This window comes from Acinetobacter sp. V102_4, from assembly GCF_031799005.1.
GTDB classification, from domain to species: Bacteria; Pseudomonadota; Gammaproteobacteria; order Pseudomonadales; family Moraxellaceae; genus Acinetobacter; species Acinetobacter calcoaceticus.
This window is the reverse complement of record NZ_JAVQNR010000053.1, coordinates 83,903-103,924: the sequence shown is the minus strand read 5'-3', so window position 1 is coordinate 103,924 and position 20,022 is coordinate 83,903. Positions and strand designations below refer to the sequence as shown.

At 37.1% G+C, this 20,022-nt stretch carries 24 protein-coding genes; 7 read left to right on the top strand and 17 right to left on the bottom strand.

Annotation, left to right across the window (positions count from 1 at the left end; translation table 11 throughout):
• Nucleotides 1-48: 48 nt before the first annotated feature.
• The 3 genes from RMB13_RS20905 to RMB13_RS21890 all read left to right on the top strand — a co-directional run bounded on the left by RMB13_RS20905 (nt 49) and on the right by RMB13_RS21890 (nt 2,312).
• Entirely contained in the window at nt 49-1,362 is a 1,314-nt protein-coding gene (locus RMB13_RS20905; protein WP_017391677.1) for a membrane protein, read from the top strand.
• Between the two features lie 86 nt (nt 1,363-1,448).
• The gene (gene adk / locus RMB13_RS20900) at nt 1,449-2,102 is read left to right on the top strand and encodes an adenylate kinase (protein ID WP_003652994.1); all 654 of its coding nucleotides are present in this window, start codon (nt 1,449-1,451) and stop codon (nt 2,100-2,102) included.
• Nucleotides 2,103-2,174: 72 nt separating this feature from the next.
• Entirely contained in the window at nt 2,175-2,312 is a 138-nt protein-coding gene (locus RMB13_RS21890; protein WP_162234628.1) for a hypothetical protein, read from the top strand.
• A gap of 37 nt (nt 2,313-2,349) precedes the next feature.
• On the opposite strand, the gene nth is transcribed toward RMB13_RS21890, so the two are convergent.
• Both nth and RMB13_RS20885 read right to left on the bottom strand, forming a co-directional pair.
• Nucleotides 2,350-3,039: an endonuclease III gene (nth, locus tag RMB13_RS20890; RefSeq protein WP_311086270.1), complete on the bottom strand. Its 690-nt coding sequence runs from the start codon at nt 3,037-3,039 to the stop codon at nt 2,350-2,352.
• Complete coding sequence (locus RMB13_RS20885) at nt 3,040-3,831, bottom strand: RnfABCDGE type electron transport complex subunit B (RefSeq protein WP_311086269.1); 792 nt, start codon at nt 3,829-3,831, stop codon at nt 3,040-3,042. It abuts the gene before it with no gap.
• 272 nt (nt 3,832-4,103) lie between these two features.
• Here RMB13_RS20885 and gdhA point away from each other — a divergent pair, with 272 nt between their 5' ends.
• Nucleotides 4,104-5,507 (top strand): NADP-specific glutamate dehydrogenase, encoded by a 1,404-nt coding sequence (gene gdhA, locus RMB13_RS20880; RefSeq protein WP_132071852.1) that lies wholly within the window; start codon nt 4,104-4,106, stop codon nt 5,505-5,507.
• 55 nt (nt 5,508-5,562) lie between these two features.
• Here the strand turns inward: gdhA and RMB13_RS20875 are convergent, their stop codons facing one another.
• From RMB13_RS20875 to RMB13_RS20855, 5 genes are all read right to left on the bottom strand, one after another.
• A complete protein-coding gene (locus tag RMB13_RS20875) occupies nt 5,563-6,672 on the bottom strand; it encodes an META and DUF4377 domain-containing protein (protein ID WP_311086268.1) in 1,110 nt (369 codons plus the stop codon).
• A 168-nt stretch (nt 6,673-6,840) separates the two neighbouring features.
• Nucleotides 6,841-7,617 carry a class III extradiol ring-cleavage dioxygenase gene (locus RMB13_RS20870; RefSeq protein ID WP_056478551.1) on the bottom strand — a complete coding sequence of 259 codons (777 nt, stop codon included), beginning with the start codon at nt 7,615-7,617 and terminating at the stop codon, nt 6,841-6,843.
• Nucleotides 7,618-7,733: 116 nt separating this feature from the next.
• A complete protein-coding gene (gene rlmH / locus RMB13_RS20865; protein ID WP_017391672.1) occupies nt 7,734-8,213 on the bottom strand; it encodes a 23S rRNA (pseudouridine(1915)-N(3))-methyltransferase RlmH in 480 nt (159 codons plus the stop codon).
• Nucleotides 8,214-8,518: 305 nt separating this feature from the next.
• A complete protein-coding gene (gene lon / locus RMB13_RS20860; protein ID WP_005042167.1) occupies nt 8,519-10,948 on the bottom strand; it encodes an endopeptidase La in 2,430 nt (809 codons plus the stop codon).
• 460 nt (nt 10,949-11,408) lie between these two features.
• Nucleotides 11,409-11,993, bottom strand: a complete 585-nt coding sequence (locus tag RMB13_RS20855; protein ID WP_311086266.1) for a 5-formyltetrahydrofolate cyclo-ligase — start codon at nt 11,991-11,993, stop codon at nt 11,409-11,411.
• A 245-nt stretch (nt 11,994-12,238) separates the two neighbouring features.
• On the opposite strand from RMB13_RS20855, the gene RMB13_RS20850 reads away from it, so the two are divergent.
• From RMB13_RS20850 to RMB13_RS20840, 3 genes are all read left to right on the top strand, one after another.
• On the top strand, nt 12,239-12,583 hold the full coding sequence (locus RMB13_RS20850) for a hypothetical protein (protein WP_132071842.1): 345 nt from the start codon (nt 12,239-12,241) through the stop codon (nt 12,581-12,583).
• Nucleotides 12,584-12,698: 115 nt separating this feature from the next.
• On the top strand, nt 12,699-12,812 hold the full coding sequence (locus tag RMB13_RS20845) for a hypothetical protein (RefSeq protein ID WP_002117788.1): 114 nt from the start codon (nt 12,699-12,701) through the stop codon (nt 12,810-12,812).
• A gap of 94 nt (nt 12,813-12,906) precedes the next feature.
• Nucleotides 12,907-13,221: a hypothetical protein gene (locus tag RMB13_RS20840; RefSeq protein ID WP_311086265.1), complete on the top strand. Its 315-nt coding sequence runs from the start codon at nt 12,907-12,909 to the stop codon at nt 13,219-13,221.
• Between the two features lie 430 nt (nt 13,222-13,651).
• On the opposite strand, the gene RMB13_RS20835 is transcribed toward RMB13_RS20840, so the two are convergent.
• The 10 genes from RMB13_RS20835 to RMB13_RS20790 all read right to left on the bottom strand — a co-directional run bounded on the left by RMB13_RS20835 (nt 13,652) and on the right by RMB13_RS20790 (nt 19,981).
• Entirely contained in the window at nt 13,652-13,900 is a 249-nt protein-coding gene (locus tag RMB13_RS20835; protein ID WP_311086264.1) for a helix-turn-helix domain-containing protein, read from the bottom strand.
• Between the two features lie 75 nt (nt 13,901-13,975).
• Nucleotides 13,976-14,515 carry a hypothetical protein gene (locus RMB13_RS20830; protein WP_311086263.1) on the bottom strand — a complete coding sequence of 180 codons (540 nt, stop codon included), beginning with the start codon at nt 14,513-14,515 and terminating at the stop codon, nt 13,976-13,978.
• 2 nt (nt 14,516-14,517) lie between these two features.
• A complete protein-coding gene (locus RMB13_RS20825; RefSeq protein WP_311086262.1) occupies nt 14,518-14,661 on the bottom strand; it encodes a hypothetical protein in 144 nt (47 codons plus the stop codon).
• On the bottom strand, nt 14,658-16,121 hold the full coding sequence (locus RMB13_RS20820; RefSeq protein WP_311086261.1) for a hypothetical protein: 1,464 nt from the start codon (nt 16,119-16,121) through the stop codon (nt 14,658-14,660). The genes RMB13_RS20825 and RMB13_RS20820 overlap by 4 nt, the downstream gene beginning before the upstream one ends.
• 19 nt (nt 16,122-16,140) lie before the next feature.
• The gene (locus RMB13_RS20815) at nt 16,141-16,845 is read right to left on the bottom strand and encodes an ERF family protein (protein ID WP_311086260.1); all 705 of its coding nucleotides are present in this window, start codon (nt 16,843-16,845) and stop codon (nt 16,141-16,143) included.
• Between the two features lie 12 nt (nt 16,846-16,857).
• Complete coding sequence (locus tag RMB13_RS20810) at nt 16,858-17,223, bottom strand: hypothetical protein (protein ID WP_311086259.1); 366 nt, start codon at nt 17,221-17,223, stop codon at nt 16,858-16,860.
• A 2-nt stretch (nt 17,224-17,225) separates the two neighbouring features.
• Nucleotides 17,226-17,663, bottom strand: a complete 438-nt coding sequence (locus RMB13_RS20805) for a hypothetical protein (protein WP_311086258.1) — start codon at nt 17,661-17,663, stop codon at nt 17,226-17,228.
• A 221-nt stretch (nt 17,664-17,884) separates the two neighbouring features.
• Nucleotides 17,885-18,421, bottom strand: a complete 537-nt coding sequence (locus tag RMB13_RS20800) for a DUF4411 family protein (RefSeq protein WP_311086257.1) — start codon at nt 18,419-18,421, stop codon at nt 17,885-17,887.
• Complete coding sequence (locus tag RMB13_RS20795; protein WP_311086256.1) at nt 18,422-19,522, bottom strand: ImmA/IrrE family metallo-endopeptidase; 1,101 nt, start codon at nt 19,520-19,522, stop codon at nt 18,422-18,424.
• A gap of 165 nt (nt 19,523-19,687) precedes the next feature.
• On the bottom strand, nt 19,688-19,981 hold the full coding sequence (locus RMB13_RS20790) for a hypothetical protein (RefSeq protein WP_311086255.1): 294 nt from the start codon (nt 19,979-19,981) through the stop codon (nt 19,688-19,690).
• Nucleotides 19,982-20,022 lie beyond the last annotated feature (41 nt).

Genomic DNA, 20,022 nt, shown 5'->3' with positions numbered 1-20,022 from the left:
ATTGTTAACTCGCCATAAGCAGAGCACAAATAAATACGAGAGTCTTACATGTTAGAGTACGTCAGCGGATTGTGGCAGACCTTTTTACACAGACCTGATTTTTGGGCCGTTTTAAGTATTATTCCCGTCACTGCCTTTGTTACATGGGCACACGTGTGGATGGCTTTAAAAATGGTGTTTTACCCAATTAAATTTTGGGGTTTCCACTTAGGTCCATTACCAGTAGGTTGGCAAGGTATCGTGCCACGTAAGGCTGGACGTATCTCAGGTATTATTACTGACAATACTTTATCTAAGTTAGGTTCATTGCGTGAATTTTTAGAAGCAATGGATCCTGAAGATATGGCACGTATTATTGGTGAACAAGTTGGGTTTGAACTTGAACATCTGATTGATGAAGTCATGATCGATCGTAATGCTGTACTTTGGGAAAACTTACCTTATTCAATTAAACGCCGTATTTATGCTCAGGCGCATAAACAATTACCGGGCGTGTTAAGAGAATTAGTGACTGAGCTGACCATGAACGTCGAGTCACTGGTTAATATGCGTGAAATGGTGGTGAGCCAAATGGAAGGTGATCGCCGTTTGATGGTACGTATGTTCTTGAAAGTTGGTCAAAAAGAAATCAACTTTATTTGGCATATTAGCGCTTTAATTGGAATGTTCTTTGGTATTTTCCAAATGGTTGTCTGGTTTGTCGTACCTTGGCACTGGACAGTACCTTTTTGGGCTGCGATTTGGGGCTTTTTAACGAACTGGATTGCAATCTGGATGGTATTTAACCCGATTGAGCCACATTATATTCGTTATCCGCAGATTTTTAGATTAACAAAAGATCGTAAGTTCCCTTGGATTGTACCAGTTCTTCGAATTGGCACTTATAATGTCCAAGGTGCTTTTATGAAGCGTCAAGAGGAAGTCTCTGATGTGTTTTCAAGCGTAGTAACTGAAGATCTGATTACGTTAAAATCAATTATGACTGAAATGATGTATGGGCCGCGTAAAGACAAGACGCGCCGTATTGTGAAGCGTCATATTAACGAAATTATGGAAACACCGTTAGTTCGTACATCTTTACAGCTTTCTTTAGGGCCAAGAGAGTACGCAAGGTTAAAGACGGACTTGATTGATCGTTCAATTGAAATTACGATGGGACCCGTATGTGACCCAGCACTGAACGCAAGCCGGGCACAGAAGATTTTTCAAATGTTTAAAGAGCGTATTCGCGAACTGACACCAAAAGAGTTTCAGAATTTATTGCGTCCTGCATTTCAGGAGGATGAGTGGATTCTTATTGTACTAGGTGGGGTAACCGGATTTATTGCTGGTACAATACATTTGTTTGTGGCTTTCTTATAATTCGACGTCGGGCAGGATCTATTGAAGATTAATGAGACTTTTTCTGCCAGGCTTCACATTCATTGTTTTAAATGAGGATGTTTTTTATGCGCATTATCTTACTCGGACCACCTGGGGCAGGCAAAGGGACTCAGGCTCAGTTGATCTGTAAGCGCTACAATGTCCCACAAATTTCAACCGGTGATATGCTCCGTGCTGCAATTCGTGAAGGTACTGAATTAGGTCTAAAAGCTAAAAGTGTAATGGAATCTGGTGGTTTGGTTTCAGATGAACTTATTATCGGTTTAGTAAAAGAACGTATTGCTCAACCTGACTGTGCAAATGGCTGCATTTTCGATGGTTTCCCGCGTACTATTCCACAAGCTGAAGCTTTGGAAAAAGAAGGGATTAGCATTGATCACGTGATTGAAATTGATGTTCCTGATGAAGAAATCGTACAACGTCTTTCTGGTCGTCGCCAGCATCCAGCTTCTGGCCGTGTTTATCATACAGTTTACAACCCACCTAAAGTGGAAGGTAAAGATGATGAAACTGGTGAAGATCTTGTTCAACGTCCAGATGACCAAGAAGAAACGATCCGTAAACGTTTAGCGTCTTATCATACAGAAACCGAGCAATTGGTTGGCTTCTATCAAAGCCGTGCTGCATCTGGTGAGAATGCGCCGACTTATGACAAGCTTAATGGTTTACGTACAATTGAAGATGTACAAACAGACTTGTTTAATATTTTAGATAAATAATTAAAATATTATTTGTGACAAGGAGCTCTCATTATGAGGGCTCTTTTCTTTCACTCAGTGCAGGAGAACAATATGAAAATCATATTGATTTTGGTGGTATTGCTAAGTCTGGCACTCGTCATATTTTTGGGTTATCAGAGTTATAAAATGCTTAGGCAGGTACAAAAACAAGCAAAAGAAGAGCGTAATCAGAAAAAGCGTCTAAAGTAAGTTTGATTGGGTATGTTACCTATACCCAACCATATTTTTAAGCTTCAATATTTTTAATAGTAATTTGTTTTTGCGCACCAAATTCAAAACGGTCAGGCCAGTTGCAAACATCTGCAACTATACATTCTGCACATTTAGGTTTACGGGCTATACAACAATAACGACCGTGCAATATAAGCCAGTGATGTGAATCTAAAATAAATTCTTTAGGAATGACTTTAATTAAACGGTGCTCAACTTCAAGTACATTTTTACCTACGGCTAAGCCAGTTCGATTTCCCACTCGGAAAATATGGGTATCGACGGCCATGGTAGGTTGTCCGAAAGCTGTATTTAAAACAACATTTGCGGTTTTACGCCCCACACCCGGCAAGGCTTCTAGGTCTTTCCTGTTGCTTGGAACTTCGCCGTTAAATTGCTCCATTAAAATCTTACAGGTCTTAATGACATTTTCTGCTTTAGCGTTGTAAAGGCCAATTGTTTTAATATATTCCTTTAACCCATCTACACCCAAGTTGTAAATTTTCTCGGCTGTATTAGCCACAGGATAAAGTTTATCCGTTGCCTTATTCACACTCACGTCGGTAGCTTGAGCTGACAACATAACTGCAATGAGTAACTCAAAAGAAGATGAATATTTTAACTCGGTTTGAGGAGAGGGCCGTTGTTCGCGAAGGCGTTCAAAGAATATTTGAATCTGCTTTTTCGTCATATTTTTGACAGCCATTCAGACCTCCTGTAGTTGCATGAGTTGCTGTTGTAATTCTTCGAGTTGAAGACGCTTTTTAGCATCTTCACGCACACCTAGCTGTTTTTCCAGTTTCTTAATTTGGGTGCGGATTTTGGCTAACTCAATTGTAGTTTTTGCATCAGTTAACACAGCTTCTTTAGGTTTCTCTGTGAGCTCAATTGACGGTAGTTCATCAAGTACCTGAGAAAACTGCGCAAACAGTTGAGTGTCAATTTCAGCGCGTACCACAGGACCTTTACGGTGACTGCGACGCTTTTCTTCACGTTGAATATGTGAGTAGTAGCGTTGCCTTAAATCATTTTGTTCTGCGGCACGCTGTTGTTCATTGGGTAAGGCTTGTGTGTCCTCAACTAGATCAATGCAATCTACTGGACAAGGTGGAATGCATAACTCACAACCCGTACATAAGTCGGTCAAGATAGTATGCATGAGCTTACCACTGCCAATGATAGCATCTACAGGACAAGCACTAATACATTTGGTGCAGCCGATACATTCATTTTCACGAATAATCGCTTTCATTCGCTGTGGGCGACCATCGGCCTGTATAGGCCACACGCTACTTTCAGCGGTTAACATAGGGCGATTTAATAGATTTGCGAGTGCATCGGCTACAGGCTGACCACCTGGAACACATTTATTTGCTTCTTCACCTTCAGCAATCGACTTTGCGTAGGGTAGACATCCATCACGATGTCCACATAGACCACATTGTGTTTGTGGTAATAACGCATCAATCTCGCGTATGAGAGAAATAGATGAATTCATAGGGGGTAAATAGTTTGGTTAAAACGATGCGATAATGAAGAAAAACCTAAGTAAGGTCAATGGATTTTAACGAATTTATTGGCTTTTTGATTGACCTAAAATATAGCTAATATTGCACAATAATGGATCAATAAAAATGAAAAGATAAATTAATATTTCTTATCTTTAGATAGTTTTCCTAAAAATAAGTTTATGATAATTAAGATAAATAAAATAATTTAAAATAACTATTGTTAAAATTGATGGAAAGGGATTTAATATTTTGCTGCTAAATGATGCATTTGAGAATGCATTGCACCAATTTAATTCATGACTATGCTGAGGACCTTGCATTGAAATACAACAATCTGAATGAATTCCTGAATTACGTGCAAGCGCGTGATCCGCATCAACCTGAATTTTTGCAAGCTGTCGAAGAAGTCATGACGAGTTTGTGGCCATTTATTGAAAAAAATCCAGAATATGCAGAGCAGGGGTTGTTAGAGCGTCTTGTTGAACCAGAGCGAGTTATTCAATTTCGTGTTTCATGGATGAATGATCAAGGTCAGACTCAAGTTAACCGAGCTTTCCGTGTTCAATACAATTCAGCAATTGGTCCATTCAAAGGTGGAATGCGTTTCCATCCATCGGTCAATCTATCAATTTTAAAATTTTTAGGTTTTGAGCAGACTTTTAAAAACTCACTTACAACCTTACCAATGGGTGGGGGGAAAGGTGGTTCAGATTTCGATCCTAAAGGTAAATCTGATGCTGAAATTATGCGATTCTGTCAGGCACTCATGATTGAGCTATACCGTCATTTGGGTCCGAATACTGATATTCCTGCGGGAGATATTGGCGTGGGCGCGCGTGAAGTCGGTTACATGGCAGGCATGATGAAAAAGCTAAGTAACGACACCGCTTGTGTCTTTACTGGTAAGGGAATTTCATTTGGTGGTAGCTTAATGCGCCCAGAAGCAACTGGCTATGGTACGGTTTATTTTGCAGAAGAAATGCTAAAAGCGCGTGGGCAGTCTTTCGTTGGCAAAACAGTCTCTGTTTCTGGTTCGGGTAATGTTGCGCAATACGCGGCAGAGAAGGCTATGTTCTTAGGGGCCAAAGTTGTTACTTTATCTGACTCTAATGGAACTGTTTATGTAAAAAATGGTTTTACAGATGAATTACTTGATGAAGTTATGAATCTTAAAAACGTTAAGCGTGGCCGTATTTCTGAGTTTGCTTCTAAACATGGCTTTGAATATTTTGAAGGGAAAACACCCTGGCATATTCCTGTTGATATTGCTTTACCATGTGCTACGCAAAATGAATTAACAGGTGAAGATGCTAAAACGCTTATTTCTAACGGCGTAATTTGTGTGGCTGAAGGCGCTAATATGCCATCTACACTTGAGGCAGTTGAACACTTTATCAAAGCCAAAATTTTATATGCGCCAGGAAAAGCATCTAATGCAGGTGGTGTCGCAACGTCTGGTTTAGAAATGTCTCAAAATGCAATTCGTTTAAGCTGGACACATGCTGAGGTAGATGAGCGTCTACATGCAATTATGAAAGCTATTCATGCCAATTGTGTAAGATACGGTACAAAAGAAGACGGTACTGTTAACTATGTTGATGGTGCCAATATTGCAGGCTTTGTAAAAGTAGCTGATGCAATGCTTGCTCAAGGTATTTTCTAAGAATAGAAATAAAAAAATCCGATGCATAAGCATCGGATTTTTTTAGTCTAAAAACTTATTTTTTAGGTTTTTTAACTAACTCTTGCTCTACAACCATATCCAACACATCTGCTAGGCTAGATTGGTCTGCTGCTGGATTTTTCACTTCAAAACGTTTTACACGTAAAATTACGCGTTGGTCAGGATTGTGTTCAAAACCTTCAATTTGACCATAATATAATGACCAGTTTTTGTCAGCGTAAGTTTTAACACCTTTGTCATCATATTTAATTTCACGAACTTGCATACATGTTTGTGGTGCTACACCAGTACATGATTTAGTTTGTGGAGCAACTTCTAGGAAAACAGTTTTCCCTTCAGATTGATATTTTGCTTCAGGTGTCATTTTACCTGTGAAAGTATATTTTTGACCTTGCGCATCAACAACAGTTAATGTTGGTTGATCAACATTTGTTGTATTGAGTTCAAATGGAATCGCACGTTTTTGGAAGAGGCTGCTAGAGAATTGTTCCTGTTTCATTAAAGCAGGTTCACAAGCCATCATCGTTGACATTACGTCAGCCGTTACAATCGTATTATTTTCAACTTTCCAAGTTGTTCCTTGGCGGTTACAACCTGTTGCGATAGATAAACGGTCATTGCTAAAGTTAAGAACGATTGGTTTTTTTGTATTTTCAGGCTGATAAGACCAAGAATAATCTGTTAAAGCTTGAGTATTAACTGCTTTTTGACCTTGGAAAATATGCTTTTGACCAGTTTTATCTGTCACGCTTAAAATCACCTGACCATTATTGTTGCTAATTTCGATTGGTAATTTTGCTTCATTAAAGAGGCTAGTAGAAAGTTGTTCTTGTTTCATCAAGTCATCTTGACAAGCCATCAAAGTTGAAACAAGACTAGAGGTAACAAGTTGGTTACCTTCAACTTTCCAAGTACCACCTTGATCGTTACAACCGGTATTAATATTTAGTTGGCCGTCTGCATTAAAATTAAGTACAAGTGGTTTAGAAGCTTTTACATTTTGATAAGTCCAAGCATATTCACCTAAAGTGGTTGTAAGATTTTGTTGTTGCTCAGATACAATTGGAGCAGGAGTATTAGTAACTGTTTGACACGCCATCAAAGAAAAAGGTAATAACGCAAGAATTAAATATTTAATTTTCATTTAAAAACTTCAAGTAAAAAAACAACAGCGATAAGCTTAAATCATTCTTAAAAAAAGAAAATGTAAACATTTGATTGTTTCGGTTTTTAAAATGTATAAGTTTGTAAGTTATTCTAATTTTCAACAAAAATAATGGTATACCCCGAAAAACGGGGTATTTGCTAATAATTAATCAAAACGATAGATATCCATGCCTAGTGAGCCCATTGTGAAGCTGCTGTGAACAATCGTAAAGCGATTGCCTGAACCCATAGCAAAAAACAAAGGCGCAAAATGTTCAAGGGTAGGATGATTACGTTTTACATAAGGCAATGACTGCCATTCCAGTACACCATCATAATCTTGATGGGTAAGTTTATTAACAACAGCATTTCTAAAAGTTGAAGCCCATTCAGGAACTTTAGAGTTGTCTCCTTGCCAAGATAACTCTGCAAGATTATGGGTAATGCTACCTGAACCAATGAGTAGAACTTGTTTGTCACGTAAAGGTGCGAGAGTTTGCCCTATACGATAAATTTCCTGTGCGCTTAAATTTGTTGGCAAAGAAATCTCGACGACAGGAATGTCAGCGTCAGGGTACATATGCAATAGAGGCATCCAGACACCATGGTCACGAGGACGGGTGCTATTGGCATGAGCAACAAAATGAGCATCTGCCAGTAGTTTTAAAATTTCTTCGGCGAGCTCTGGCTGCCCAGGTGCGCTGTAGCGAATTTCATATAGCTCTTTAGGAAAGCCGCGGAAGTCATGCCATGTTTCGGGACGAGTCGAAATACACACTTCAAGTGCTTTACTCTCCCAATGCGCAGACATCACAATGATTGCCTTTGGTGTAGGAAGATTTGCACCTAGACGGTGTAGAGCAGGTCCTACTTGTTCCGGGTCAAGTGCAAGCATGGGTGAACCATGTGAAATAAACAGTCCAGGAAGGGTTTGTAGTTCCATTGCATTACACCTGAGTTGAAAAACAGAATAATAGATAGTCATTATGCCAAAATCAGGACATGTTAAAAGTATCCTGATTTCAACGGATTGTTCCTAAAATGAAACGGTTGTTGTTTTTATGCACGGTGATAGGGATGATTATGATTAATAGTCATCGCTCGATATAGTTGTTCAATTAATAAAACACGTACCAAAGGGTGTGGCATTGTTAGTTTTGAGAGTGACCAATGCCATGCCGCTGCTTTACGTACCTGATCTGATAAACCATCTGGGCCACCAATCGCGAGTACTACATCATTACCTTCAAGCATCCACAGTTTCATGGTGTCAGCTAATTTTTCTGTACTGAGTTCTCGACCACCAACTTCTAGGGCAATTAAAGTTTCGTTCGGTTTTAACGCATTTAGAATACTTTCGCCTTCAATTTGGCAATATTTTAAAATATCTGCTTCTGAATCATTCTTACCACGTTTAGCCATAGGAAGTTCAATGACTTGGGTTTGCACAAAAGGTTGGATACGTTTGAAATAATCTTCAAAACCAGTGAGAACCCAAGCAGGCATTTTTTGACCAATGGTCAGAATACGAATTTTCATATTATCTATTCATTCAAAAACAGCTTGCGCATTATACCTGAGGAAAAGATAAGTTCGTGGTAGTAAAATAGGCATAAAAAACGCAGTCCAAAAAACGGTGTTGGACTGCGATCAAATGATCATCTGTCTGGAGTTCAGATGATCATAGAGAATAAAAACAAGGCTATCTATAAAATAATAGATAACGAAGAATACTTAATTTAATTAAATACTCTTAATACCTATTATGAGGATGGTTGGATATTTTTCAATCAAATTGTGTAACAAAAAAAAGAGAGCCGAAGCTCTCTTTTTTCACATTTCAATTAGTGACGTGCTGCTTTTGAACCTTCCACCGGTTTTACAATCGGTGTTTTAGGTAAAGGCTTTGGCATTGAGACTAATGCTAAAGGTAAGATGTCATCAATACTTTTTACAGCTTTGATTTCTAAACCTTCTTTAACATTGGCTGGAATTTCTGCCAAATCACGAACGTTATCTTGAGGAATAAAGACGAGCTTGATTCCACCGCGGTGTGCTGCAAGAAGTTTTTCTTTTAAGCCACCAATACGCATTGCACGACCACCTAAACTTGTTTCACCAGTCATTGCAATATCTGGACGAATCGCAATACCTGTAAATGCTGATACAAGGGCAGTGGTTAATGCTAAACCAGCAGATGGACCATCTTTTGGTGTCGCACCTTCTGGTAAGTGAACGTGTACATCAGTTTCTTCAAAACGAGAAGCCTCAATACCTAGCTCATCGGCACGTGTACGTACTAAAGTCATTGCTGTGGTTATAGACTCTTTCATAACATCACCGAGTGAACCAGTGGTAATGAATTTACCTTTACCTTTTACAGCTGCAACTTCAATGGTAAGTAACTCACCACCTACAGATGTCCAAGCTAGACCATTTACGCGTCCTACTTGCGCTTCATCTTCTGCAATACCAAAGTCAAACTTGTGTGGACCTAAGTATTCTGGAAGATTGGCAGAGGTAATATCAAGCTGTAAGTTTTTAGACTTTTTACTTACGGCTTCTTTTACCACTTTACGCGCAATTTTAGACACTTCACGTTCTAAATTACGTACACCAGCTTCACGTGTGTAGCGTTGAACAATGTCACGAATCGCTTCTTCATGAATTGTTAACTCTTTTGCACGTAGACCGTTGTTCTTAATTGCTTTTGGAACAAGGTAGCGTTCAGCAATGTTCACTTTTTCATCTTCGGTATAACCCGGTAGACGAATAACTTCCATACGGTCAAGCAATGCTTCTGGAATATTCATACTGTTTGCAGTACAGATGAACATCACTTCAGACAGGTCAAGATCAAGATCTAAATAGTGATCGTTGAACTTACTGTTTTGTGATGGATCTAATACTTCAAGCAATGCAGAAGCTGGATCACCACGGTAGTCTTGTGCCATCTTGTCAATTTCGTCGAGTAAGAACAATGGGTTCTTCACGCCAACCTTTGTTAAAGACTGCACGATTTTACCTGGCATCGCACCAATATAAGTACGACGGTGACCACGAATCTCAGCTTCGTCACGTACGCCACCAAGCGCCATACGAACAAATTCACGACCTGTTGCTTTTGCAACTGACTCACCAAGTGAAGTTTTACCTACACCAGGAGGGCCTACTAAACATAGAATCGGACCTTTGAGTTTTTTAACACGAGACTGAACTGCCAAGTATTCAACAATACGATCTTTAACGTCATCTAAGCCGTAGTGATCTGTATCAAGAATCTCTTGAGCTTTCGCAAGGTTAATACTCACTTTGCTCGCTTTATTCCACGGTGTATCTAAAATTACTTCTAGATAGTTACGTACAACAGCCGCTTCACTAGATGCTGGTTGCATTGCTTTAAGCTTACGGAACTCAGCTTCAGCTTTTTTACGTACGTGTTCAGGTAAATCAGCTTCAGCAAGACGCTTTTCTATTTCAGCAACGTCATCTTCAGCGCCGCCATTCATGTCAGAAAGTTCACGTTGAATGACTTTCATTTTTTCATTTAGAAAGTATTCACGTTGGTTTTTTTCCATTTGGCGTTTTACGCTGTCATGCAAAGTTTGTTCAATTTGCTGTTCTGCAGATTGATTCACCAAGTAGCTCATAAGCTCTTGCAAATGTGCTTCAAACTCATCGTGCTCTAAAAACTTCTGTTTAATTTCAATATTTAGAGGCACACGTGTTGCCACGAAGAACATAAGTTGTAGTAAGTCTTCAATTTTATTAGCAGCTGCAACCAGTTCACGTGCATTACGTAATTTTGCTTCAGCATATTGAGCAAATAAAGTACGTAACTCTTGTAAACGAGTTTCTTGGGTAGCTTTATCTACGTTAATTGTCATTGGACTTAAGCTATGTTCAGCAGTCAAATGGCTATCTTCATCGATAATTTTTTCAAGCTTAGAGCGCTGTAACCCTTCAATCAGTACTTTGATGCAGTTTTCATCATTCTCATGATTTACGACCTGAACAATCTTAGCGACAGTTCCATACTGATAAAGGTTATCGTGATCAATATCTTCTGTAAGCGAATCTTTTTGCGCAACTACAAATACTAAATTGTCACTGTTACGAGCCACATCAACTGCATTGATCGATTTTTCACGACCCACGAATAACGCAATTTGCATGTGTGGATAGACCACTACATCACGTAACGCTAAAAGTGGTAATACACTTGGAACCTGAGGCTCTAAGTCAGTTTTTTCATTCATAATAAGTTCAGACATGGGCACTCCTAATGAGTGACAACGAGGTTGCCATGTTTTTATAGTGATGTGTATTTTGAAAATTACAAGGGCCTTTCAATAGAAAATGTGGAAAAAATGACTAATTTAGTCAACTTTTTTTTTAAATATTATGAATCAATGGATTAATTCTTAAGAAGAATAAAATTTTGTAGCAAGGCTAAGTAATTTAGCTTAATAATTATGAAATATTCACATAACAAAAAATCCGTTTGGATGGAAAGTAATCAGTTTCTTGTGCCATTTATAAGCAATGTATTGTTAACAATAATGCAAAACTTATTCGATATTGAACACTAAATAGACGTGTTAATATAAGTTGGTAAAGCGGTCTGTCACTTAAAAGTAACCATCCTTAGGATGGTTACTTTTATGATTTTAGAGGCATGAAAAGTAAATGTTGATTTTAAATTTTTGAATTTAAATTGTTTTTGTATGAAAATTATCTTTTAAAATAATAAATATGTTGAGGCGTGAGTAAAGCATCTAATGGTTGATCCCAACTTTGCCGTTTTAAAGTATGCTCAATAAATTGAAATTGATGGGCCACACCCAAACGATAAGGCCTATGTTTTGCAGTTGCCAATGTACGGTCATAATAGCCACCCCCCATACCAATACGCGTACCGTATTGATCACAAGCTAAAAGTGGCATTAACAGTAAATCAAGTTTAGATACATGTTTTCCTCTTGTTGCCATAGGTTCTTTCATACCCAATGGATGATGAGAAAAACGTCGATTTAAATATTGGTTTTTGGATATTTTTACCCAAACTAAATTTTGATTCATAGAACAAATCATAGGTAAGTAAACTTGCTTATTCTTTTTAAAACATAACTTTATGAGAAGATCGGTATGGATTTCTCCAAAGGCATGTAAATATAAACCAATTTTTTTCGATGAATGAAAAATAGCAAGGGTATTTAGATGATGGAGAACATTAAGCTGAGCTTGTTTTTGCTCCAACTGGGTTAAAGAGCGTCTTTTAGATCTTAAATTTTTTCTAATAAAACTAAGTTCATTCATGTGTAAATCTAACAAAGATTTGAGATCAGTCGAGCAAAATTATACCTATTTTTTTATAGCTTTATGAAAATAGAAGAATGATTAGAAAATAACTTTAAATTTATTTGGTTAGTTAATTGTCATAAAGTGATGTGAGATATCTTCTTTAGCGATAAAAAACTCTATTTCTTTACGTATTATCAGTATTTATTTACATTTAATGAGATAAGAATATTTAAAAAGATGAATGCGAAATTGTTAAGCCTATGAAGTTAAAAATTTTAACCATTACAATAAGCACCGTATTACTACTTGGTGGATGCACAAAACAAACAGAACCTGAAGCTGCTGAAGTTGACTATAAAGCTCAATTTGAAGAGTCTGACCGTAAAATTGGAGAGTTTTTAGATCAATTGGATAATCCGAATACACCACAAGAGGTTAAAGTCAAAATCTTGTGCCATGACTATCCTGAGGTTTACAAGACCCAATATATGCCCGCATTAATAAAAATTTCACCAAAACCTTATACCGAAGAAAAATTGTTGTCAGATTTGAAAAGTGCAACTGACTACTACAAGGATGCCTTGGCGATTAGGTGTAATCAATAAATTAATTGATGTTTAAAATCTCAAAAAATCCGATAAATGTGAATTGATTGGCATTATTGGGTTGTGGTAAATTTCATTTTGTCTTTTATCGGTGATAGTTTAGGGGGTTCTAGATATGGAAATCTTGAAATTCTTACAGAGTTTTAATACGGTCGGTACATACTTAACGATTGCTTCAACCGTTTTAGTGGGTCTGATTATTTATTTTTACGTGATTAATCCAGCGTGATCTTTTAAAAAGAAATAGTAAGAAATTTTCTATTTCTTTTTTTTAATAATTAAATTCTGTTATTCGTTTTAAACTATAAAAATAGGGTAGGGACATGAAGTTTAGATTATTTCTTCTTGGTTTTTTGGCTTTAAGTTGTCATGCAGACGAAAACGTAAGTGATCCCGAGATTTGTAATGTAGTGAAAAAAGTTGCTCATACAGTCATGGAGGCACGTCAACAAAAAGTTCCATCTCAAGACTTGCAACAGATAGCGAATGGTCTAGAAGATCCTAAAGCAAAACAACTTTATCAGGATTTAATTAATTCGGCTTACTCAGCCAAAGTATTCAAAACCAGTTTCTTTAAAAGAAAAGCAATAGAAGATTTTCAAACAGCTTGGTATGAAGAGTGTCTTAATAGAAATTAAAAATAATATGGTAGAGGTGTAGGGTAAATTAATAACGTAAGAGGATAATTTAATGTTTAAAAAGGAATTTTAGACTGACAGGTCTGTATGAAAGACTAAATTAAAATAAATATTTTGAATTTTTCTTAAAGTTAAAACTAAATGCTCCGAAGATGCCGCTGCATGTGTCGTTACCCTGAACCCGATGAGTTCTCGGATAGAAATGATTTTCTAGCAATATGAAACGATATTAGACCATTTGTAAACACATGAAAAGTGTTTTTAAGTTTTTGTATTTAAATAAAAATGTCTGAAACAATATTAAAGCAGATGTCATGATACGATAATATACTTTATTTGCCTACTATCTGCCTATTTCTTCAAATTTGCCTATTTTTATGTGTTTTTAGCCTATTGTTTGCCTACTAAATTTTTTAAATAAAAAAGGCGGTTAAACCGCCAATTGTGATGTTGATTGGATGCGACGCCGTTCTATATAGGCTAACACATCGGATTTTTTGTAGATTATTTTTCTGTAGTGAACTTTTGAAAATGGGATACCACCACCTTCACAACGCTTTTTTTGCAACCAAGAGGTCGAAACATCAAGTATTGCCGCAAGAGATTCTGGTGAAAATTCTTCATCATCATTAGCGGCATTGAACTTATCAATCTCAGCTTGTTTATCAATAGATTTCATTTAGATCACCTCACCAAAAAACCACAATTAAAAAAGCTAAAAACCATAAAATATTTGTTACGTAGAGTGCTTCTTTCATGGTATGGCTCCCGTATTTTTTACACTGATTATGTTCCGGGGCTTAAGTCTGTTTTGATATCGCTCAAGACGGCTTACCATATTGCTGAGTAATACTTTTACATTAATATCAAACTGATTAATGTTTGTAGTTTCTGAATAAAGTGAGAGGCTTAATCGCATCACATCATAGGCAAATATGCTAAATGCTTGAGGATCCTTCTTTCTGAGCTCATCAGCTTTAGGACAAATAATGTCTGTAAAAATAGCTGTAGAAAGATCTATAGGTGAATCCTCTATAGGTTTTGACTCAATAATTTCCACACCATCTCCAGGTGTAATTTGTTTTGTGATTAGCATGTAAACATCGCCATTTTTCTCGACTTCTAGTTCAGCTAAAATTTGCTTAATAGTCTTCGCACTTAGCTTGCATATAGTCGCCAATTGAGAGACTGTTAACCCGTAAGTATCGCTCGCCAGTGCCTCGTATACCTTCGCTTTGTATTTTTTAAAATTAGTCATTTCATTGACTTTTTTAAGTTCAGCTGCTGTACTCATTTTCACTTTCTCCATGCGGTTTCTTTAAACTTCACATTCACTAAGCAAGCATCGATTTCAGAAGGGTTTACATTGTCGAACTGGTGGTTCATGTGAGCGCCAATTACAAGCAATGTTCGTGTCATTGTTGAGTAGCGATATTTCATTGGCTTATCTCCAATGGTGCACCTGGTAATTGAGCTTCACGGTTTTTATAGGCTGTCATTGCGTCAAATTTCAAAGTTCCATTTTCAAGCAAACGGATCTCAGCGAATAAGTTACGTAAAACATCAATATTCTGTGCAGCGTGGATGCGCTCAATTAAAGGTCTGTTTTGAAGTTGTCTAAGGCGGTGATGTGATGCCTCAAGTAAAGGTTTGCGTTGTGATTCTGACCATTTTCGTGTGCGGTCGAAGATCGCATTAACTTCTTCTGCGTTCCCAGCCAAATCTATTTCAACAATTAGATTGTCTATAAGAGTTTTGGTGTATATGAATTCAGGATAAGCAGGTTCAGGATCTATTAAATCAAGCTGTGAAAGTTGTTCTTTACGCTGCTCACTCTGAATTTTTAATTCACTTAAATCTTCAGAAGTAAGATTTTTAGAGCTTGCTAAAATAGTGTCATTAACTTTGGCTAATTCATCTAATGTGTTGGCCTGATCAATTAGACCGATAAGTACTGCTTTTGGTGCTGATAATGATTTATCGCTGAAAGTTGACTCTTGAATAACTTTCATTAAATAGTTGCGTTCTTGCTCTTCTAAATGGCCATTTGCACCTATCTTGTTTTTAATGGCTTGTAGTTCTTCAGCTGAGTTACAAGATTCAATCTCACTAATAAATGAGTCATATAAAACAGAAAACACTTGTTCACTAGCTGTATCAGCTGCATCCATTTCAATAAAATCCAGCTCAGTTAATCGAGCTTGTTTAGCAATCTCAATTTCATCTAATTGATCTTGTGTAAAGCCTTCTTTTTCAAGACCTGAGCAAACGTTCTCGACTTCTTGCTCTGTATTTGTAATTTTCAAAGCATCTAATAAAACTTGGTGTTGAAAATTGTTTGAAGTTTGAGGCGCTTTGTTTTCTCCAGTTGAAGAGGGACCCAATACATCTGAATGAGATGGATCTTCGCTTTTAATTTCTTCAACTTGTTTTGGGGTAGCAGCCTTTGATGCTTTTTTCTTAGAGCCTTTTTGTTTGTCTGCACCGCCAATAGGCACGACAAGTATCTCACTTGTATCTACATCACGGCCAACGGCAGCACAAAATGCTTTTAACTGGAGGCGAGCATTTTCTATATCTGCTTGAGCAAATCCATTTGTAATAGCTGTTTTAAGAGCTGAAATTTCACTGAATTTGTACCAATAAATGGTACCAGTATGCTCTATAAGATAAATATCTTGATCAGGTGTTACATCCTCAAGGGTAAGAGGCTGAGTAAACGTAATTCCAGCCAATTCAATTTTTGGTTGTTGAATACAATATTCATAGCCAGGCAATGAAAACACCGTAGCCGGGAACTGATCCAAAGTATCAAACTCACCATCGATGTGGCGGCAAAGAATAACTTTGCCGGACATCAAAGCATTAAAGGCTTCTTGATTTGAAATTAAGTTAGTCATGTTAAATTCCTGCCTCTAATTAGTGATGAAGTGGTTGAGTTTGGTTTTGTTGCTGAGTATTGGAATTAAAATTCCATCCCATTTGATCTGCTCGAGCTCGACATGCATTAGAGATCCCAGCGGAATATTGTGAATTTGCAAATGTTGCTATGGCTTTATCCAGGGTTGATGGATATTTGGCATTTTTGATGCTGGCAAGTGCATTTGTATAACGTTGAGCTAAAGATTGAGCATTATTGGAGTTGTTTGCTTGTCGGTTCTGATTGGATTGCTGGCTTTGATTACCGTTAGTACGGTTGTTTTGATTTTTAGATGCTTGGTCCATTTGTTGATGATATTCATTAGTGTCATAGTCCTTAGTGTCATCAATAAGGAACAATCCATTTAAAGCGTACTTACGAGCATATGAACTTGATGCTCCAAATGTTTGGGCAACATCCATTCCTTTTTTGTTTACTTCAACACCAGCATGAGCAGTTACAGTAATTTCTTTACCGTTTGCATCTGTAAATACAGCTTTTGCGGAAATAACTACAACAGTACCAACTTGTTGAACTTCATCAGTAAGAACAAGTGTTGCACCTAAAGCTTTTAGATGTGGTTTAACAGCCTCAAGAATGTCTTCACAGCTTCTGTATTTGAATTTGCCGAAGTCATTATCTTTATTCTTTGGCGCTTTCAATTCTTGTTGAATAGTATGTAATGCATTGTTTTGATTAGTCATGATGCCACCCAATTAATAACGAGAGTTTTTATAAGCGATACGTTGCTCTGCGCTGTATCGTTGGGGTTGAGTACGGTTCTTTTGTTCAATAGAGCGTTGATAATTAACGCCGCCTTTAAATTCAGGCTTGAACCATTTTTTTGATAATTCGTCTGTAGTAATTGGACGAGGTTCACTATCTGGAGAATCTTTAACAAGCACGTTGTACCAGTTGAAAGGCTGAGCTCTTTTCCCACCAGCGAAATCTTTGTCAAAGTCGGGTGTAAAATCTAAAGACAGCTTAGCCATGTATACTTTTGGCCCTAGACGAACGTGATAAAAGCCTTCCTGATCTTTAAAAAGGAATTGACGAAAAGGAGTGGTGTAGGTTGTTTTCATGTTCAAGCCTCCACCAACTTATTACGTTCGATGAAGCCTTTGAGAAGGGTATTGATATTGCGGTGATCGTTGTAATCCGTGAAATCACTATACGATTTACCGTTTACATCGGTGATTTCAATGATAGTGAGCTGAGTTACATCAACAGCTGTAAATTCCGAACCAGGTACGCCGTAGCTATCAGGATGAGCCTCAAAGTCAAAGCTAACGTTTACTCGGAAGCCATCAAGTTTGATAACGGCAACGCCTGAAGTCTTACCTGTGATCTTTGCTGTTTGAACACCGTAAATACTAGGTTGCGTTTGCGGTGTGAACGGCGTGTTTGGTACGAAGCTAGATTGAGCTGTCTTGTATTCACAAGAAGCTAAACCAGCAATCAAAACTAGAGCAGTAAAGCCTGTAACTTTGACATGGTTGAAAGGAATTGCTTTTACGTTCATAATTGATCTCGCATGTGTGTGTCATGTAAGCACATCGAAAGTTGAAAGGGTCGGTGTGCTTTTTTGTTATCTGGTGAGAATTATTAAACCAAAGGTATAAAATTAAATCAAGTAAAACTTAAACCTGTGGTGAAAAAATTTATAACTAGGTTTAAAAATGTTTTAATAGACAAAAGAAAACCCACCAATGGGGGTGGGTTATTTGGAGTTATAATTTCTAGCTACACAACTAGATTAAAACTCTCAAATAAGGATGACCATGAGCAAGATTGAATTTTTGTTAAACAGCATATATCAGGGATCTTTATTCTTGTCTTTCTATTGCCAATAAAATTATCCCAATTGTTACCAATAAAACCTATCTCACCAGTGATAACAATACTATTTGCACCTAAGTACTTAGCTATAGCAATTAAGTCGACATCTGGTTCATCCGATGTCGCATGAGGTGAATTTGCTGAAAAAGGGTACTTAATTAGCATTTTTCGAATATCAATGATATGATTTCCCACATCATCTTTTTCTATAGTTTGAACAAAATATCGCTCTAAAAACAAATTTAAAATTTCTAAATCATATTCAAATGTTTCAATTTTATCAGTAGTTTCCTCCAGTACAGAAGAACAAACATGAAGCTTTATTGCGCGACTTAGCACCAACGAATCTACAAGCTCCCAAAGCTTAGGAAATGTTTTTTCAGGATATGTTCTGTAGCAGAAATCTAGAATTGCATTGGTATCCAAACTGATATATTTCATTTACATATGGACCCTTTTCTGCACATCTTTAAATGTTGATGCTTTATGGCTGTCTTTAATTCCAAGAATACTTTTAGCTTTGGTTGATGAGATATTATTTTGATACATTGCCGAAATAACGGTTTGAACAAAATACTTCCCAAACTTACTAACAATTCTTATAGATGCAGGTATTTTTACCTCACCACCTTGGCGTTTTGATATTTTTATATCTTCAAGATTTCTTAAGTAAAGTTTTAGTTCTTCTTGAGTAATATATCCCGCCAATTTCAACTGAATGGCCACAGCTGGTCTACTAGCCTTAACTTTACTTCTAACTTTTAAAACCAAGTCGTCAATTGATAAATTTGGATCATATAATTTTTCTAAAAGCTCAAAAGGTGCGATTACATGACCGGCAACTGAATCACAATACCTTTCTAAATAATTATCATTCGAGAGGGTGCTAACAAAGCCATCAAAGACACTTTGCCTCAACCCTAGATGTACGAGTTCATGGAGGATGGTAAACAATCTTCTCTCGGAAGATTGGCCGGTACTTAAAACTACAATTACTGGTACTACATCGAACCACAAACAAAAACCATCTGAACCAAATGATTCATGACTACTTCTCTCAATCACCAGAATATCCATTGATTCCAATATGCTTCGCCAAGAAGAGTAATAGTCATTATGTTGAGCTTTTTTACTTTTATTTTTTAAATCAAAATACGATGATATTAAATTCGAATCTGAAATGGCATCTTGCCCTGAAAGCCTTAAAGTAAAAGGTATAGGATCATTACCCATAGATTCAAGCAGATATATATAATCTTGTCTAGCTTGTATTGCTTCTCTGATTACAGAGTTGTAACCATAAGTTGAGTTACCAACATTTTCTAAATTTCTATGATCAACTATATCTGGAATTTCTGGACTAAACGAAATTTCATGAGTGGTTAAATAAACACTAGGAATGAATAGAACTTGGGCAATGCGCTCCAACTCACTAAGTGTGATAAGTGGCTCTACACTACTTAATAAACCTTTAATAACAGATAACTTTAAATCAGATTTAGTGGCGAGCTCATTCGCAGATAGATTTCCTATCTGTTCCATGTAGCTCTTTAGAGCAATTGGCGAATGCTGAATAAAGTTAGTCATATTTACTTTGAAAATTTATATAAAAGTAGTTTACGTAAAAATTTAGAGAAAAGCATTGGCTTTTAGTTCAAATTCATTATCTCCTCCACCCGATCTAAAGAATGCGTCGGGTTCACAGTTTTAAATATCATTTTGTCCTGAAAACTCAATTCTTGATAAATAATCAATAGGAAGAGCTTTCTTCTCGCCTGTGATGGTTTCGAAGTGAATCCAAATGGCAGCGGCTTCGTTTTCAAAATTAATGCTGGTTAGCTTTACCAAGTTATAGGGCTCTGCTGTACCAGACATTCTGATATTAAAGCGACAATTTTCTTCACGAACATAGGAGATGAGCATCTGGTGTATAGCCATCTGCTCAGTGCTTGACAGGCATCTGTATTCATGAAGTTCTGGTTGTCTATATTTCTTGCTCACTGACAATCCTCATATCTGTTGTAAAGACTGTGTAGGGTTCA